Origin of the sequence: Kitasatospora sp. NPDC059795, assembly GCF_042732175.1 — a bacterium.
Lineage (GTDB): Bacteria > Actinomycetota > Actinomycetes > Streptomycetales > Streptomycetaceae > Kitasatospora.
Genome location: NZ_JBHWID010000012.1, coordinates 100402 through 116150 on the forward strand (window position 1 = coordinate 100402; position 15749 = coordinate 116150).

General features: G+C 72.1%; 14 protein-coding genes and 1 pseudogene. 8 read left to right on the top strand and 7 right to left on the bottom strand.

Annotated elements, in window-relative coordinates; genetic code table 11:
• Window position 1 precedes the first annotated feature (1 nt).
• The 3 genes from ACFV4P_RS23975 to ACFV4P_RS23985 all read right to left on the bottom strand — a co-directional run bounded on the left by ACFV4P_RS23975 (window position 2) and on the right by ACFV4P_RS23985 (window position 3269).
• Entirely contained in the window at window positions 2-721 is a 720-nt protein-coding gene (locus ACFV4P_RS23975) for a hypothetical protein (RefSeq protein WP_380474260.1), read from the bottom strand.
• Window positions 718-2064, bottom strand: coding sequence for an AAA family ATPase (locus ACFV4P_RS23980; RefSeq protein WP_380474262.1), 1347 nt, complete (start codon window positions 2062-2064; stop codon window positions 718-720). Before ACFV4P_RS23980 ends, ACFV4P_RS23975 begins: the two co-directional genes overlap by 4 nt.
• A gap of 122 nt (window positions 2065-2186) precedes the next feature.
• On the bottom strand, window positions 2187-3269 hold the full coding sequence (locus tag ACFV4P_RS23985) for a pyridoxal-phosphate-dependent aminotransferase family protein (protein ID WP_380474264.1): 1083 nt from the start codon (window positions 3267-3269) through the stop codon (window positions 2187-2189).
• A gap of 120 nt (window positions 3270-3389) precedes the next feature.
• Between ACFV4P_RS23985 and ACFV4P_RS23990 the strand changes: the two genes are divergently transcribed.
• The 3 genes from ACFV4P_RS23990 to ACFV4P_RS24000 are packed head-to-tail and all read left to right on the top strand — an operon-like array spanning window position 3390 to window position 5450.
• The gene (locus ACFV4P_RS23990) at window positions 3390-4475 is read left to right on the top strand and encodes an amidohydrolase family protein (protein ID WP_380474266.1); all 1086 of its coding nucleotides are present in this window, start codon (window positions 3390-3392) and stop codon (window positions 4473-4475) included.
• Window positions 4476-4491: 16 nt separating this feature from the next.
• A complete protein-coding gene (locus ACFV4P_RS23995) occupies window positions 4492-4737 on the top strand; it encodes a hypothetical protein (protein WP_380474269.1) in 246 nt (81 codons plus the stop codon).
• 35 nt (window positions 4738-4772) lie between these two features.
• Window positions 4773-5450 carry a uracil-DNA glycosylase gene (locus ACFV4P_RS24000; RefSeq protein WP_380474272.1) on the top strand — a complete coding sequence of 226 codons (678 nt, stop codon included), beginning with the start codon at window positions 4773-4775 and terminating at the stop codon, window positions 5448-5450.
• A 91-nt stretch (window positions 5451-5541) separates the two neighbouring features.
• On the opposite strand, the gene ACFV4P_RS24005 is transcribed toward ACFV4P_RS24000, so the two are convergent.
• From ACFV4P_RS24005 to ACFV4P_RS24015, 3 genes are all read right to left on the bottom strand, one after another.
• Window positions 5542-6675, bottom strand: coding sequence for a 50S ribosomal protein L11 methyltransferase (locus ACFV4P_RS24005; protein WP_380474275.1), 1134 nt, complete (start codon window positions 6673-6675; stop codon window positions 5542-5544).
• Between the two features lie 53 nt (window positions 6676-6728).
• Window positions 6729-7643: a radical SAM protein gene (locus ACFV4P_RS24010; protein ID WP_380474278.1), complete on the bottom strand. Its 915-nt coding sequence runs from the start codon at window positions 7641-7643 to the stop codon at window positions 6729-6731.
• A gap of 328 nt (window positions 7644-7971) precedes the next feature.
• Window positions 7972-8538 (bottom strand): hypothetical protein, encoded by a 567-nt coding sequence (locus ACFV4P_RS24015; RefSeq protein WP_380474281.1) that lies wholly within the window; start codon window positions 8536-8538, stop codon window positions 7972-7974.
• Window positions 8539-8640: 102 nt separating this feature from the next.
• Here ACFV4P_RS24015 and ACFV4P_RS24020 point away from each other — a divergent pair, with 102 nt between their 5' ends.
• The 4 genes and pseudogenes from ACFV4P_RS24020 (at window position 8641) to ACFV4P_RS24035 (ending at window position 11344) form a co-directional block, all read left to right on the top strand.
• Entirely contained in the window at window positions 8641-9606 is a 966-nt protein-coding gene (locus ACFV4P_RS24020) for a Scr1 family TA system antitoxin-like transcriptional regulator (protein ID WP_380474547.1), read from the top strand.
• Window positions 9539-9754 carry a DUF397 domain-containing protein gene (locus tag ACFV4P_RS24025; protein WP_380474284.1) on the top strand — a complete coding sequence of 72 codons (216 nt, stop codon included), beginning with the start codon at window positions 9539-9541 and terminating at the stop codon, window positions 9752-9754. The genes ACFV4P_RS24020 and ACFV4P_RS24025 overlap by 68 nt, the downstream gene beginning before the upstream one ends.
• Before the next feature lie 57 nt (window positions 9755-9811).
• Window positions 9812-10123 (top strand): annotated as a pseudogene (locus tag ACFV4P_RS24030) (uracil-DNA glycosylase); the annotation flags it as partial.
• Between the two features lie 303 nt (window positions 10124-10426).
• Window positions 10427-11344, top strand: coding sequence for a JmjC domain-containing protein (locus tag ACFV4P_RS24035; protein ID WP_380474287.1), 918 nt, complete (start codon window positions 10427-10429; stop codon window positions 11342-11344).
• A gap of 87 nt (window positions 11345-11431) precedes the next feature.
• Here ACFV4P_RS24035 and ACFV4P_RS24040 read toward each other — a convergent pair whose 3' ends face one another.
• A complete protein-coding gene (locus tag ACFV4P_RS24040; RefSeq protein ID WP_274536992.1) occupies window positions 11432-11566 on the bottom strand; it encodes a hypothetical protein in 135 nt (44 codons plus the stop codon).
• A 480-nt stretch (window positions 11567-12046) separates the two neighbouring features.
• On the opposite strand from ACFV4P_RS24040, the gene ACFV4P_RS24045 reads away from it, so the two are divergent.
• The gene (locus tag ACFV4P_RS24045; RefSeq protein ID WP_380474290.1) at window positions 12047-15700 is read left to right on the top strand and encodes a thiopeptide-type bacteriocin biosynthesis protein; all 3654 of its coding nucleotides are present in this window, start codon (window positions 12047-12049) and stop codon (window positions 15698-15700) included.
• Window positions 15701-15749: the final 49 nt, after the last annotated feature.

Below are 15749 nucleotides of genomic sequence, written 5' to 3' on the forward strand. Positions count from 1 at the left end.
CTCAGAAGCTGTGCACCGACCGCCAGGCGTCGAGCGCGGCCACGGTGCGCTGTCCGACGACGGCGGGGGCGACGGCCGGCCCGAGCCGGGTCATCGCGTGGACGACGTCGATGAACGGGGAATCCAACAAGGCCTGGGCCAAGCGGTCGGCGTGCGGGTCGTCGTCCTGGATCAGAACGAACCAGTCGCGGATGTTGGAGCAGGCGCGGTCGAAGGCGTCCAAGCGGCCCTTGACCAGATCTCTCCGGTTGAGGCCGAACACGTCGATCGTCTGCTGCCCCTTCGGGGAGTCGTTCACCGCCAGATACTCGCCGCTCCTCAGCAGCAGCACCAGATGGTCGGCAGGGTCCTCGACAGTCGGATCGACAAGCAGACATGTGCCGTCCTGGTCGACCGGGTAGAGCGACCTCTTGGCGTTGCTGTTGCAGTAGGAGCAGGCAAGAAGGTGGTTCGCCCAGACGAACGTCCGCAGCGGCGCCTTCTCGATCGGCTGGAAGTGGTCGATGTCCGTGGCTCGGCTGTCGTCGCAGTACATGCACCGGACATTGCCGCGGGCCATCGGCTCCAGTGCGCCTCGGACGTGCTTCTTCGGCGAGGCGGCTCTCACCCACAGGTCACGTGCCGCTTTCGAACTGCCGCCCGCGTCCGAGACACGGCCGCTCCACTTGGTCAGCAGCGTCTCGGCGTTCGTCGGCAGCGGTATCCGCCGGAGCGGGATCACCGGTCCTGCTCCAACCGGGCGGACACCTCGGCCACCCTGCTGGACAGCGAACTCGTGAGCAGGTCGGCCAGGTTGTGGTACTCGGTGATCTCGTCCTCGGAGGCGGTCTCGGCGTACACCTTGCTCTCCAGCGCGACCAGCCGCCTCCGCTGCTGCTCGGCGCGGCTGGAGTAGGGCGTCTCCAGGCCGAAGAGCTCCGAGAGCACCGCGTCGTCCCCGCTGCCGTAGACGACCCGCCGATAGAGGTCGTCGTCGACGATCGCGGCCGGCTGCTGCTCGTCCACCCCGGGCAGGCGGATCAGGCTCCTCGGGTCGGCGGCCTGACAGATGTAGGGACTGTGGCTGGTGACGATGAACTGGATGTTCGGGAAGTGTTCCTGCAGCCAATCGCCGATCTTGCGCTGCCAGGTGACGTGCAGATGCGCGTCGACCTCGTCGATCAGCACGACACCGGGCGAAGCGATGGCGAGGCCCCCGTTGCCGGTCCCCATGAAGGACAACGAGCCGTAGGTGTGGTGGAGTTGGCGGACGATGTCGAGGACCAGCGCTGCCACCGTCCGGTAGCCGTCACTCATCTCCTTCAGCGGGAAGCGTCTGCCCTCCGTGCCCGTCTCGGCCACCCACAAGCCGTCCGCTGTCACGCGCTGAATCTGGTACTGGTCCGGCAGCAGGCCGTCTCCCAGCAGGTCGAGCACGATGTCGAGCAGGCCTTCGGCGACGCCTTCCCGGGTGCCCTCCTCGAACGCCCGCAGGCGCAGGTCGATCAGCCAGGCGACCCCTTCGGCCAGCGACGCATCCTCGTGGAAGAGAGTGGCCAGACGGCCTCTCGGCCCCTGGTTCATCATCAGGCGCTGGGCTTCGCTGGATCCGCCGGTGAGACGCCGGAACGGCCCGTAGCCCGCGTAGAACCAGCCGACCGGGTTCTCCGCCCACGGGCCGCGGGGGCCGTTCTTGATCCTGGGCGTCAGGGTGTCCAGGACCGGCCGGGCACCGTGGTCCTGTTCGTTGGACGGGGGCGTCCACCGCAGCCCCAATGAGATCTCTCGCTGGGGCGTGTTCCCGGGGCCCACGAAGCCGTCCAGGGACGGTTCATGGGTGACATGGACCTCCACCTCGCCCTTCTTGGCGCCGGTGGTGACCCACCCGGTGAAGTCCGTCACCAGGGACCGGGCGACGCCCGGGCCGCAGAGTGCCAGCGCGATCGCCTGGAGCACCGTGGACTTGCCCGAGCTGTTGCGCCCGGCCAGGACCGTCCAGCCGCTCTTCCCCTCCAGGCGCAGGTCCACGGCCCGCTTCCCGCTGAAGCCCTTGACGTTCCTGAGCTGGACTCTGGTGACGTACACCCGCACTCCCTCTTCACTTCGGCGGCCGACGCGGTCTCGGCGCAGGCCGCCGAGTGTCGATCAGGCTCTCACGAGACCTTGCCGCACCTGCCGGTTCGCTCCTGATCGACGGTGTCGGGCCGTCAGATCGCCTGCTCCCAGGCCTCGGTGGCCGCCGTGACTGCCGGGGCGGCGGGGGTGGCGGTGGCCTGGGCGAGGGCTTCGAGGGTGGCGATGACGGTTTCGGCGGTGGCGGCCGGGCCGTAGTGGTTGAGGCGGAGCATCCGGGAGGCCAGTGCGCCGCCGCCTGCCTGGATGGGCAACTGCGGGGCGTGGCGGTGGAGTTCGGCGGCGAGCTCGGTGGCGTCCAGGCCCTCGGGGGTGCGCAGGGTGGTGGCGACCGGGGCGGCGTGCTCGGCGAGGCGGACGTACGGGGTGACGGTGCCGAGCGCGGTGGCGCCGGCGCGGGTGGCGGCGGCCGCGGCGCGGTGTCGGGCGATGACTGCGTCGAGGCCCTCGGCGGTGATCGCGTCCAGGCAGGCGTCCAGCGCGAGCATCTCCAACTGGGCGGGGGCGTGCGGCAGTTGGGTGCGGCCGGCGTCGGTCCAGCGGGCCTTCCAGTCGAGCAGCGAGAGGTAGGAGCGGCGCGGTGCGGCCGGGTTGGCCTCGATCCGCTGCCAGGCCCGATCGCTGACCGAGACCGCCGAGACGCCGGCCGGGCCGCCCATCGCCTTCTGGCCGCCGATCACGCACAGGTCGATGCCCCAGGCGTCGGTCAGCAGCGGCTCGGCGGCCACCGAGGCCACCGCGTCCAGCATCAGCAGCGCGCCGTGCTCGCGCACCACGGCGGCGATGTCGGCGACCGGGTTGGTGTTGCCGGTGGCGGCCTCGGCGTGCACCAGCGAGACGAAGTCGATCTCCGGGTTGGCGCGCAGCGCGTCCGCGACCTGCTCGGCGGTGACGGCGGCGTCGAACGGCGCGGCCAGGTCCACCACCTTGGCGCCCGCGTCGCGCAGCCAGCCGCCGAAGGTCTGGCCGTACGGGCCGGTGATGATGTTCAGCGCGGTCGAGCCCGGGTGCGCCGCGCCCTTGATCGCCGCCTCCAGCGGCAGCAGCGCCTCGCCCTGGGTCACGATCACGTCGGCCTCGGTGTGCAGCAGCGCCGCCACCTTGTCCTCGATCGCGGCGAACCGGGCGGCGGTCATCGGCGGGAGGTCGAGCAGCATGCGGGAAGACCTTTCGGGCAGCGGAGGGATTTCGCCGGGGCGGCACGGGAGGTCCGCCGTCGAACAGTCTGCCGCAGATCGTCCTGTGCGCCCGCACAGGCGCCGAGTACAGTGCCAGGCATGACCGACGGTGGGGTGCTGCACATCAGGGGCCGGGTGCTGGTCGGACCGGACGACGTCCGGGACGAACTCTGGGCCGTGGACGGCCGGGTGACCTTCGAGCGGCCCACCGCCGAGCCCGCCGTGACCCTCACCGGCTGGGCGATGCCCGGCCTGGTGGACGCCCACTGCCACGTCGGCCTGGACGCGCACGGCGCCGTCGACCGGGCCACCAGCGAGAAGCAGGCCCTCACCGACCGGGACGCCGGCACTCTGCTGATCCGCGACGCCGGCTCCGCCGCCGACACCCGGTGGATCGACGACCGCGACGACCTGCCGAAGATCATCCGTGCCGGGCGGCACATCGCCCGCACCCGCCGCTACATCCGCAACTACGCGCACGAGATCGAGCCCGGCGACCTCGCCGCGTACGTCACCGCCGAGGCCCGGCGCGGCGACGGCTGGGTCAAGCTGGTCGGCGACTGGATCGACCGCGGCGCCGGCGACCTCACCGCGTGCTGGCCCGGCGACGCGCTCACCGAGGCGATCGCCGCCGCGCACGCCGAGGGCGCGCGGGTCACCGCGCACTGCTTCGCCACCGAGTCGCTGCCCGACCTGCTGGCCGCCGGCATCGACTGCATCGAGCACGCCACCGGCCTCACCGAGGAACTGATCCCCGCCTTCGTGGAGCGCGGCGTGGCGATCGTCCCGACCTTGGTCAACATCGCCACCTTCCCGGCCCTGGCCGACGGCGGCGAGGCCAAGTTCCCGCAGTGGTCCGCGCACATGCGCCGCCTGCACGAGAACCGCTACGCGACGGTGGGCGCCGCGCACGACGCCGGCATCCCGATCTACGTCGGCACCGACGCCGGGGGCTCGCTCGCGCACGGCCTGGTCGCCGAGGAGGCGATCGAACTCACCAAGGCCGGTCTCAGCACCAACGAGGCCCTGGCCGCCGCCAGTTGGTCCGCCCGCGAGTGGCTGGGCCGCCCCGGCCTCGCCGAGGGCGCCCCCGCCGACCTGGTGGTCTACGACGCCGACCCGCGCGCGGACCTGCGGGTCCTGGGGGCGCCGCGGCACATCGTGCTCAACGGCGCGGTGGTGTGAGGCAGCGGGAGGCGCCGTGACGGCGGACGAGGAGGTGCTCGCGCTGTGGTCGGCCGACGGCTTGGGCGTGTACGCGAGCACGGCGTCCCGGCACCTCGGTTCGGAGGAGAGCGACGACGGGCGGCCGCACATCGCGGTGGCGGCGGAGATGATCGGCGTCGCGGTGGCGCGGGCGTTGCGGGTGCCGTTCCACTTCGCGAGTCCGGGGGCGCCCGACGGGCGGGCGCCGCGGTGGGTGCGGCCGGGGGCGGCGACCTGCTGAACTGGCATTGTCGGTGCGGCCGATAGGCTTCCGTCATGGCTGCACGACCCTTGCACGAAGTTGTTGAAGCCGGCTGGGCCGAGGCCCTTGCGCCGGTCGCCGGACAGGTCGCCGTGATGGGCGATTTCCTGCGCGCCGAGATCGCGGCCGGCCGCACGTACCTGCCGCCGGGGCCGCAGGTGCTGCGGGCCTTCCAGCAGCCGTTCGCGGACGTCCGGGTGCTGATCGTCGGTCAGGATCCTTACCCGACGCCGGGCCACGCCGTCGGTCTGAGTTTCTCGGTCGGCGCGGACGTCCGGCCGATTCCGAAGAGTCTGATCAACATCTACCGGGAGTACAGCACCGACCTGGGCTTCCCGCCGCCGTCCAACGGTGACCTGACGCCGTGGGCGAACCAGGGCGTGCTGCTGCTCAACCGGGCGCTGACCACGCAGACCCGTCAGACCAACGGCCACCGCGGCAAGGGCTGGGAGGCCGTCACCGAGCAGGCCATCAAGGCGCTCGCGGCGCGCGGCGGCCCGCTGGTCGCGATCCTGTGGGGCCGCGACGCGCAGGAACTGCGGCCGTGGCTGGGCCAGGTGCCCAGCATCGAGTCGCCGCACCCGAGCCCGTACTCCGCCGACCGCGGCTTCTTCAACTCCCGCCCGTTCAGCCGCGCCAACGACCTGCTGGTCCGCCAGGGCGGACAGCCGGTGGATTGGCGGCTGCCTTAGTGCAACAGCCCCGTCCGCCACTGCTCATGCGGACGGGGCTGGGTGGGGTGCGGCTCAGGCAGTGGACCGTCTGATCGCATGGTTCTGTCCGTCAGGTAATTACGGCCGCCCAGCGTCCGCGGGACAGGTGAATCACGCCGTCGGGGTCGATTCGGGCCTTGCAGCCGTACAGCGGAAGGCCGCCCTCGACCTCCCGCCAGTTCCGAATCCGCTCCAGGTCTTCCCAGAGCCGGCGCGGCCCGCTCTGGTGGACCGTCGGCGGCTCGTAGCGTTCCGCCTCCGCTCGGGCCCACGATCCGTCGGGGTGTGCGAGGTGAGCGGTTCGCTTGCCGGGGCGCGCTTCGAAGTCGAGTTCGACGCCCGGCACGTTGATCGTGAGCATGGACCACGTCTCCCAGTGCTCCCGAATGTCCGCGACCGGGTACCGGTACGTCTTCACCTCCTCGCCTTCACCTTCGCGGGCCGCCTGGAACACGTGCTCCAGCTTCGGCGGGTAGTTCGGGCCGTGGCGGGTGGTCATGAACCCGGCCCAGTCCCGCTCGATAACGCCGGTGGCACCGCCGTCCGGGTCCTTCCAGGCGGTGAGGATCAGGGCGGTGTCGGCGATGGTGGTGACGAGCCGTCCATCGGGGCGCAGTGCCCGGAGCCACGAGACCGGGATCGGACGCGCGGACACCGTGGCAACGATCCGGTCGTACTCACCGGGGATCGGGCCGGTGGCATCCATGGTGATGAACTCCGGCCTCAGGCCCATCTCACCGAGACGGGCCTTCGCCGCGAACGAGAGGTACCCGTCCACGTCCACGCTGGTGACGCGGTGCGCGCCCAGCCTGATGGAGGCGAGGGCCGTCAGCCCGCCGGCTCCGGTGCCCACGTCCAGCAGGGTGTGGTCGTCGCCGATCCGGCCGTGCCGCAGCATCTTGACCACCAGCGCCGTGAGCGTGGCGGAACTCGTGGTACGTCCAACCGGAACGTCGCCCGGCGTCGCGTGGTCTGCGTGGAGCCCGCCCACGCTGGTGACCACCGACTGGTGGCCGTAGGCGCGCCGGAACCAGAGGTCCGGGTCGTCCTCGCCGACCTGGAGTCGCCGGCCGCCGCCTTCGGCGGGCTCCCACCACCGGGGCATCAACAGGTGCCGGGGCACCTCCGCAACCGGGCGTCGCCACCGGGAATCCGGGTCGGTCGTCTGCTTGGACAGGTCGTGCGCGTACTTCGTCCAGCTCATCAAGTCCCCTTCTACAGACCGAAAGCAGGGTTGCACGCCGTCTCGGTCGGGGCTCAGCTCCGGCTGTCGTTCGGCAGGCACCCCCCGAGCGGCACCGGAACCGGAGCGATGCCGTACGCGGGCGCACAGGCGGGCGTGTTGCTCGGGTCGCAGTCGTTGCTGTCGTTCGGCGTACAGGCGCCCATGACGGGGGTGCGCTTCGGCGGGATGCCGGCAGCGGTCTTCGCCCATGCCTGCCCACCGAGCACACCTCGGAGTCCGCCCGGTCCCTTCACGTTCTCGGACCCCAGCCACCGGCCGATCACGCACGGGGCGACGGTGCCGTCGGGGAGGACGGCCAGCCGTCCACGGGCGCAGTTGCCGCACAGCGCGTCCGTCGTCGGCGCCTGCCCGTCGCCGGCCCGGCCCACTCCCCGGGCGTCGTCCAGGGTGATGTGGTGCACGCCCAGCGCCAACAACTCCTGACGGGCCAGTTCTTCGAGCTGTCCGTCGTGGCAGCGGACGATCCCGGCCCGGATCGGGATACCGCGCTTGAGGGCTTCGACGATGTTGGCCCGGGTCTTCGCGTGGCTCCCGGCGACGTTGGTCACCCGGTCGTGCTCCCCGGCGTTGACGGAGTAGTACGAGGTGCCCAGCCTGACACCGGGCCGGGAGAGTACGGCCCAGCCCTTGTCCGTGACGTGGTACAGGTTGGAGAAGACCTCAACGTCCAGGCCCACGCTCAGCGCGTGGTCCACGAGGTCCGCCCAGCCCGGAAACGCGGTGGGCTCTCCGCCGATCAACTGGACGGTCGTGACGCCGAGTTCGGCGCACTCGGAGATGACGGTCCGCCAGTCGTCCGGCGTCATCGTGCCGTGCGACGCTGCGGGTCCGGACTCGTTGTAGCAGTGGCCGCAGGAGAGCCGGCACTTGCCGGTCAGCTCCAGCTCGACCGACGCGGGCACGGCGAACGCCGTGGGGCGATCCATGATCGCGGTCACAGTGGACCCCCTTCATGTTGGTGTGTGAACGATCCCCGTCCCGGCAGAGGCACCCCAATTCCTTTCGCCAGGACGGGTGTTGCCGATCCCGGCCACCCCCTCGGCGACCCCGGATCGGCACTGCCTGGGGAATCGGGCGGAGCCTGTGGTGACGTGCCGTCGCTCAGATCAACGACGGGTGGCGGGGGCCCGACAAGGCGCGCGTCCTGCTGCCGGAGAAACCTGTCGAGCCCGGCCGGCGGAACGGGCCCGTCGGGCGGACGGAGGTGCACCACGCCCCTGCCCCCCGGCGGGTGCTGCGGGCAGGTGAGGGGCGCTACGCGCGGGAAGCGGGGATCGAGATGAGTTCGCCCCGCATGGTCATCAGGACGCCGGCTCGGGAGCGGCGCTGGGCCAGCGCCAGGCTGATGCGCGCCGCCGCCGCGTGGTCGATGTCGATCTCGCTGAAGCGGCTCGGCGGGAGGATGCGCACGTCGGCATAGCCACCGCCCGGCACGGGCCGAATCTGCTCCGCGGACGCGGCCGGGAGGACGCCGCCGTCGAAGATGTAGTTCATGCCGGGCGCGAACCGGGCCTGCGGCGTCCAGTCGACGCCGAGCACGACGGGGGAGATCGGTGCCACGATGCCCAACCGGGCCTCGACGAGCCGCCTGACGGTGTCGAACGGCGTCTCCTCCGGGTACCTGCCCCAGCTTCCACCCGGGAGGCCCCAGCGGCCTGGCTTCTCCGGTTCGAACGCCTTGAGGACGAGGACCACGGGCTCCTCCTCCGGCACCGACACCACGTCGTACGCCACCGTGATCAGGGCGTGCGTACCGTGACGCGACGTGGCCGGCTTCGCCTTGTAGTCGCGTTGCACCATGTCGTCCGTGTCCGTGGTCATGGCAGCTTCGATCCGATCCGTGAGTACTGGCTCCGACGTCATGGGCAGGCGGGAGGCGGGCGATCACCACCCGTTCCGCTCCGCTGTCGGCGTGTGATCAGCATGGGCGCGGGGCACTACGATCGCCAGGGCTTGACTCCTGACGGATCCTGCGAGTTAAGAAGGTCAACATTGCAAGAAGAGCCGGAAGTTGACGCCACGTTACCTCCAGCTTTGCGCTTTGGCGCGGAACTTCGCAGGTCAAGGGTGGGGCGAGGTTGGTCCCAGGATGAACTGGCGCGCCGCATGCAGTACTCGGCCGGGCTCGTGTCGTACGTCGAAAGAGCGAGGAAGCCAGTCAGTCTTAACTTTGCGGTCAAGGCGGACGAGGTGTTCGGCGCGGGTGGCAGATTCGAGGAGCTGTTCAGGAGGTACCTGGCGGCGAATCTGCTGGAGGGCTTCGAGGAGTTCGCCGAGGCGGAGGGCAAGTGTCGGCGACTTCAGGCGTACGAGCTTGGCGTGATCCCCGGGCTCTTTCAGACGCCGGCCTACGCATCCGCGCTGGCCGCGGCGGCTGTTCAGCGAAGTGGCATCAGTCAGGAGCAGGCGGACGCCCGAGTAGGCTTCCTGGCTGTCCGTCAGAAGCTGCTGGATCGGCCCGTGCCGCCGCTTGTCCACGTCGTCATGGACGAGAGTTGCATCCGCCGTCCAGTGGGCGGTCCGGCCGTCATGGAAGCTCAACTGGCTCACCTGGAGAAGCTGGCCAAGCACCCTCGAATCACTATCCAAGTTGCCCCGTTCGACCTGGGCGAGTACGCGCCATTCACGATGCCGCTGGTACTGCTGACCCTGCCCAATCGCGTGGTCATCGGGTATGCGGAGTCGCAGGCGCGAGGCCACCTTGAGCGGAATCGAGACACAGTCACGGCCTGGGCCAGAGACTACGATCAGCTTCAGGTGGAGTCCCTCTCGACGGTCGCTTCACTTGCCCTGATTCAGGCGGTTAGGAAGGAGCTCTCACATGAGCAAGATCATCGACTTGTCGACGGTCCGGTGGGTGAAGAGCAGCTACAGCAACAACGGCGGTAACTGCATCGAGATCGGCGCCGACGTGTCAGCGGCGCATGTGCCTGTCCGGGACTCCAAGGACCCCCAGGGGCCGGCGCTGGTCGTCTCCCGAGCCGCCTTCAACACCTTCGTGGAGGCCGTCAAGGATGGGCGGTTCGGCAACGCCTGACCTCGGGAACAGCAGAAGACCCCCCTCGCCAGGTGCGAGGGGGGTCTTGTCAGTTGGCCTCGGGCGCGTCCAGGGCCGTCGTACCCGTCCATTCTGATCAACATCTACCGGGAGTACAGCACCGACCTGGGCTTCCCGCCGCCGTCCAACGGTGACCTGACGCCGTGGGCGAACCAGGGCGTGCTGCTGCTGCTCAACCGGGCGCTGGCCATGCAGACCCGTCAGGCCAACGGTCACCGCGGCATCGAGTCGGCGCATCCGAGGCCGCGCTCTACGGACCGCGGCTTTTTCGGCTCGCGCCCGTTCAGCCGCGCCAATGACCTGCTGGTCCGCCAGGGCGGGCAGCCGGTGGATTGGCGGCTGCCGTAACGGCGCGCGCGGCGAATCGGTCCTGTACGGTCGGCTGCCGGGCGCGGTTGCTGTGATCTAAATCACCTCCGCCGGAGCGGAGTTCGCGAGGTTCGGCGCTCCGATCGGAGATTACCGGACGTAACGTCCCGTGAACTGCGATGTCGTGGCGGCGGCGGTGATGTGGCCGGCCGGTGAAGCCCGCGCAAAGGTGGCCGATAGCCGACCGATCGGTCGGGCGGGGGTGGACCGGCGGCCGGTCGCGGTTCGTAGTGGTGGGGGACGGCCGGCCCCGGATCGGTCGCGGGAGCGGGAGGACGGACGATGGCGGGAGCACTGGCCGGACTGGTGGGGGACACGGCGGCCTTCGTCGAGCTGCTGGCGAAACGGCAGCCGGAGGTGTTCGCCCCGGATGCCTGGCCCGCCGGGGTTCCCGGGCCGAAGGATCTGGACGAGGTGCTGCGCGGCGGGCTGCTGCGGGTGCCGTACGTCGAGATGGTCCGGGCGGGGGAGGTCGTCCCGGCCGCGGAGTTCTGCACGACCCGCACCGTGGCCGGACGTCGCGAGCAGGGCTTCGCCGACCCCGAGCGGATCGGTGCGCTGCTGGCCGAGGGAGCAACGCTACTGCTGCCGCAACTGGACCAGTGGCACCCGTCCGTGCGTGCGCTGGCCGCCGACATCGCGCGCACCCTGGGTCGGCGCACCGAGGCGTTCTGCTTCGCCACCGGACCAGGCCGGCGCGGGCTCGACGTGCACCGGGACGACGCGGACGTGCTGGTCGTCCAGCTGGCCGGCGAGAAGGAGTGGACCGTCCACGAGGCGCCCGCCGACGGGCGCTGGCACCCCGGGCCGGCCCCGGAGCCCGGCCCGGTGGCGCTCGCCACGGTGCTCCGGGCGGGGCAGGTGCTGTACGTGCCGCGTGGCGCCCCGCATGCCGCGACCGGCCACGCGGGGCTCTCCGTCCACCTGTCCTTCACCGTCCGGGAAGCGGGCACCGGAGGGATGTGGGGAGCGATCGGCGAGTGGCTGGCGGGCGGCGGCCGGGCCGCGACGCTGCCGCAACGCCCCGCGACCGAGGCGGAGTTGCTGGCCACCGCCGCCGAGCTGCTGCGGCTCGGCCGGGAGCGGCTGGCCGCACTCACCCCCGAGGAACTGCTGCGCCTGGCCAGGGGACCGCTGCCCACGGTGGACGAGAACGGGCTGCACGGGCCGCACGGGCCGCTGGGTCAGGACCCGGTGTAGGCCGGGAACGCACACAAGGGCGCGGCAGCCGGGACCGTTCGCACGGTCCGGGCAGCCGCGCCCCGCTCTGACGTGGGTGCCGAAGCGTCAGATGCAGTACGGGCGGTGGCAGGACCCGGTGACGCAGAGGTCACTGATGCTGGCCTGCTCCGCCGCGTCGGACTCGGTGGAGATCAGGTCGTGGACGTCCAGGTCGAACAGCTCGTTCATGTCGTCGGCCATGTGAGCCTCCCTTTCCTCGCTGCCGCATCGGACGCGGCGGACAGCATCGGACGTTAGGCAGTGGGCGACCGGCCGGACAATGGTTCTGCGCCGCCGGGCGATCGTATTCGGTCAATCATCGACTCGATCCGTCTACGGTCGATCGGCCATGGACAGTTCTCGATCGCCGCGATACACAACCCGGATGCCGTCCGAACTCGGCCGACGGCACCCAGGAGTCACCCGACCGGCGTGAGGAGCACTGTGGGCGAGACAGCGGCGGCGCGGCAGGACCCACTCTTCACAGCCACCGGGCCGGTTCTGCTGCGCAGCCCGGCACTGCCGCGCCGGCACCGCAGGACCGTCCCGGCCGAACCGGTGGACTCCGAACCGGTGGACTTTGGGGGCCTTGGGGAGCTCAGGGGGCTCGCGGGCCTCGGGGGCGTCGGGGGCGTCGGGGGCGTCGGGAGCCTCGGGGGTGAGGACGCCAGGCGGGCTGCGATGGCCGAGTACCTTGCCGAGGCCGCCGCCGATCCGGTGCTGCGGGAGGCGATCGAGATCTCCAGCCCCTCGCTGGCCGACCAGCTCGCGCAGGTCGCCGTCGGGGCTGTGCTGCGGCCCGCCGCGCTGCGTCGCGCGGCCGAGGCCGTCGGCCGCTACCGGCTGAGGATGTCGACCCGGCCCACCCCGTTCGGGCTGATGGCCGCCGTGGCCCCCGCCCGCTTCGACACGGCGGCCAAGATCCGGTGGGCCGGCGGCCACCGCCGCCTGCTGCGCCCCGACCTCGGCTGGCTGCTCCCGCTGCTGGACCGGTTGCGGACCGATCCGGCCGTTCTGCCCGGCCTGCTGCTGGTCGCGGACCAGCAGGCGGTGGTGCGCGGTGACCGGCTGGTTCTGCCGTACCTGCCCGAGCGCGGGGTCGCAGCCGGTGCGGATACCGCCGAGACGCAGCCGGTCGCCGAACGCACCGTCCGCGCCACCGCCGTGGTCCGGGCCGCGATGACGGCGGCCGGCGCGCCGGTCCGCCACCCCGAGCTGCTGGCCGCGCTGGCCGTCGAGTTCCCGGCCGCACCCGCCGAAGCGGTCGCGAACCTGGTCCGTGCCCTGGTCGAGCACGGCTTCCTGCTGACCGACCTGACCCCGCCCGCGTCCTGCCCGGACCTGCTGGGCCACGTCCTCGACCGGCTCCCGGTCGAGTTGCCGCTGCACGCCGAACTGGTAGGAATCGGAGCACAGTTGGACGCGGCCGCCGAGGCCGGGAGCGGGTGCGGCGGGGAGTTGATCCGGGAGGTGCGGGCCCGAATGGCCCGGCTCGGGCCGGCCGACCGTCCGATCCACGCGGACCTCGCGCTGGACGCCGAGATCGTGCTGCCCGACCACGTCCGCACCGAACTGGAACAGGCCGTCACGGCGCTCTGGCGGCTGTCGCCGCCGACCACCGGGCCCGAGCATCTGCGCTCCTACCACCGGGAATTCGTCGAACGGTACGGCACGGACAGCCCCGTCCCGCTGACCGAACTGCTCGACCCCGACACCGGGTTGGGCCCGCCCGCCGGCTACCGGCGCCCGGTCGGCGGGCGGGGCGCGGCCAACCCGCAGCCGTCCGGAGAACGCACCGACGCCGAAGCGGCCCGCGACCGGCTGCTGGCCGAGCTCGCGACCGGAGCCCTCGCCGACCGGGGACCGGACGGACGACTGCCCGAAGTGGTGCTGGACGACGCGCTGTTGAGCCGGTTGGTGCTGCCGGCGGACGAGGCGGCGGGCCGGACCGCCGACACCCCGTCCGCGTCGTTGGAGCTGTACGCCGAACTGGCCGCGGACTCCGTCGAGGCGCTGGACGCCGGCGACTACCGGCTGGTGATCTCCCCGATGGCGGGCAGCGACCGCGCCGGCGCGACGTTCGGTCGCTTTGCTGCGCTGCTGGCCGGGGGTGGTGGCGGTGCCGTGGCTTCGGTTGCTGCGGAGTTCGGCGGCGGCGGCGGCGGTGGTGGCGGTGCGGTGCTGGGCGCGGCGTTGCCTGCCCGGGGTGGCGGTGCCGCGACGTCGGGGGCTGCGCTGCCGGGCGGGGCTGACGGCGGCGCGGTGTTGAGTGCTGCGTTGTCTGCCGGGGTTGGTGGCGATGCAGAGCCGGGTGCTTCGGCGTTCACCGGAATTGGCGGCGATGAGGTGTCGGCTGTCGCGATGCCCGTCGGCGGTGGCGGCGCGGTGCCGGGTGCTGCGGCATTCGCCGGGGTTGGCGATGCGGTGTTGGGTGCTGCGCTGTCTGCCGGAGGCGGTGGCGGTGCGGCGGCGGGTGCTGCGATGCCCGCCCGGGGCGGCGATGCGGTGTTGAGTGCTGCGGCGTTCGCCGGGGTTGACGATGTGGTGGCGGGTGCTGCGATGCCCGCCGCGGTTGGCGGCGTTGCAGTGTCGGGTGATGCGTTGCCTGCCGGGGGCGGTGGTGCGGCGACGCCGGGTGCTTCGGCGTTCGCCGGGGTTGGCGGCGGTGCGGTGTCGGGTGTCGCGATGCCTGCTGGCGGCGGTGGCACGACGTCGGGTGCTGGGTTGTTGATGGCCGAGGCTGCCGGGGTCGGTGACGGCGAGGCGGTCGAGGTGCATCTGCAGTTCGCTCCCTATCGGCCGCGGCATGCCAACATCGCGCTGGCCCCGCACTGGCTCGGCCACCGGGTCGTGGTGAGCGCCTTCCCCGAGCCGGGCGGTCCGGCCGTGCTGCCGCTGGACGACCTGGTGGTGCTCGCCGATCAGGAGCGGCTCGCCGTCTTCTCGCGGAGTCTCGGACGTGAGGTCCGGGCCGGCGCGCACCATGCGCTCAACCAGCGTGCGGGCGCGCCCAATGCGGCCCGCTTCCTGCAGGAAGTGATGCTCGGCGGGCAGCGTCCCTGGCAGTCCTGGGACTGGGGAGCGGTGAGTGCCGCCCCCGCCCTGCCCCGGGTCCGGTACGGCAGAGTCGTTCTGGCGCCGGCCAGTTGGCGACTGTCCGCGCCCGTGCCGGACGCCGCCGCGCCGTTCGAGGAGTGGGCCGAGGGGCTGGCCCGATGGCGTCGGCGCTGGGGCGTGCCGGCCGCCGTCCGGCTGGTCAGCGGTGACCACCGGATCAGCCTGGACCTCGAACTCCCGTGGCATCAGCGACTGTTGCACAGTCAGGCGCGTTCGTCCGAACCGGTGCTGCTCCAGGAGGAGTTGGCGCCCGCCGGTGACGCCGGCTGGCTGTGCGGGCCGGACGGCGCGCGCACCGTCGAACTGGTCGTCCCGATGCGCCGCCGGCCGTTGCCGCCGGCCGCCCCGCGTCGCCGACGCGCGCTGCCCGCGCCCCGCTCGCGCGGGCCCGAACTGCCCGGTGGGCCATGGCTGTTCGCCAGGCTGGCAGCCGTCGAGGCCCGGCACGACGAGATCCTGGCCGACCGGTTGCCCCCGCTGATCGCCGCGCTGCCGGGCGAGGTGGACCGCTGGTTCTTCATCCGCTACCGGGACCCGGAGCCGCACCTGCGGCTGCGCTTCCACGGCGCACCCCCGGCCCTGACCGCCGCTCTGCTCCCCACCCTGCACGACTGGGTGGCCGACCTGCGCCGCGCCGGTCTCGCCGCCGACCTGCGCCTGGAGAGCTACCAGCCGGAGGCCGACCGGTACGGCGGCCCCGAGCTGCTCGCGGACGCCGAGCGGGTGTTCCAGGCCGACAGCTCGGTCGCCCTCGTCGCCTTGCGCCTGATCCGGGCCGGGCGCGGCCCGTCCCGGGAACTGCTGGCCGCCGCGAACGCCGCCGCCACCGCACAGGACTTCCTCGCCGCCCGCCCCGACGGGCCGCCGCTCGTCGACTGGCTGACCACCGTCTTTCCGAAGTCGGAACACCACCACCAGGCCTTCCGCATCCACCGCCGGGCTGCTCTGCAGGTCATCGGCCCCGACGGCCCGACCGCCCCGGCAGGCGGCCTGCTGCCCGCCGACCCCGCACTCGCCGAGGCCTGGCAGCGACGCGCGACAGCCCTCGCCGCCTACGCGACCCGGGTGCCGTCCGCCGAGGTCGACTCCGTGCTGGCCTCGCTGCTGCACATGGGGCACAACCGACTGGCGGGGATGGACCGCGAGGCGGAGCGCCGCTCGTACGCCCTGGCCAGGGGCGCGGTCGAGGCCCACCGGGCGCGGCGGGCGCGGCAGTGAATCGTCGAGTCGCCGAACTGTCGGGCGTTCCCCGGGAGTTCGAGGGTGA

Coding starts and splice junctions, on each gene's coding strand:
- ACFV4P_RS23985 (WP_380474264.1), bottom strand. CDS start 3,269: ATGCTGCTCGACCTCCCGCCGATGACCGCCGCCCGGTTCGCCGCGATC.
- ACFV4P_RS23990 (WP_380474266.1), top strand. CDS start 3,390: ATGACCGACGGTGGGGTGCTGCACATCAGGGGCCGGGTGCTGGTCGGA.
- ACFV4P_RS24000 (WP_380474272.1), top strand. CDS start 4,773: ATGGCTGCACGACCCTTGCACGAAGTTGTTGAAGCCGGCTGGGCCGAG.
- ACFV4P_RS24005 (WP_380474275.1), bottom strand. CDS start 6,675: ATGAGCTGGACGAAGTACGCGCACGACCTGTCCAAGCAGACGACCGAC.
- ACFV4P_RS24010 (WP_380474278.1), bottom strand. CDS start 7,643: ATGGATCGCCCCACGGCGTTCGCCGTGCCCGCGTCGGTCGAGCTGGAG.
- ACFV4P_RS24015 (WP_380474281.1), bottom strand. CDS start 8,538: ATGACCACGGACACGGACGACATGGTGCAACGCGACTACAAGGCGAAG.
- ACFV4P_RS24020 (WP_380474547.1), top strand. CDS start 8,641: ATGGGCGCGGGGCACTACGATCGCCAGGGCTTGACTCCTGACGGATCC.
- ACFV4P_RS24025 (WP_380474284.1), top strand. CDS start 9,539: ATGAGCAAGATCATCGACTTGTCGACGGTCCGGTGGGTGAAGAGCAGC.
- ACFV4P_RS24035 (WP_380474287.1), top strand. CDS start 10,427: ATGGCGGGAGCACTGGCCGGACTGGTGGGGGACACGGCGGCCTTCGTC.
- ACFV4P_RS24040 (WP_274536992.1), bottom strand. CDS start 11,566: ATGGCCGACGACATGAACGAGCTGTTCGACCTGGACGTCCACGACCTG.
- ACFV4P_RS24045 (WP_380474290.1), top strand. CDS start 12,047: ATGGCCGAGTACCTTGCCGAGGCCGCCGCCGATCCGGTGCTGCGGGAG.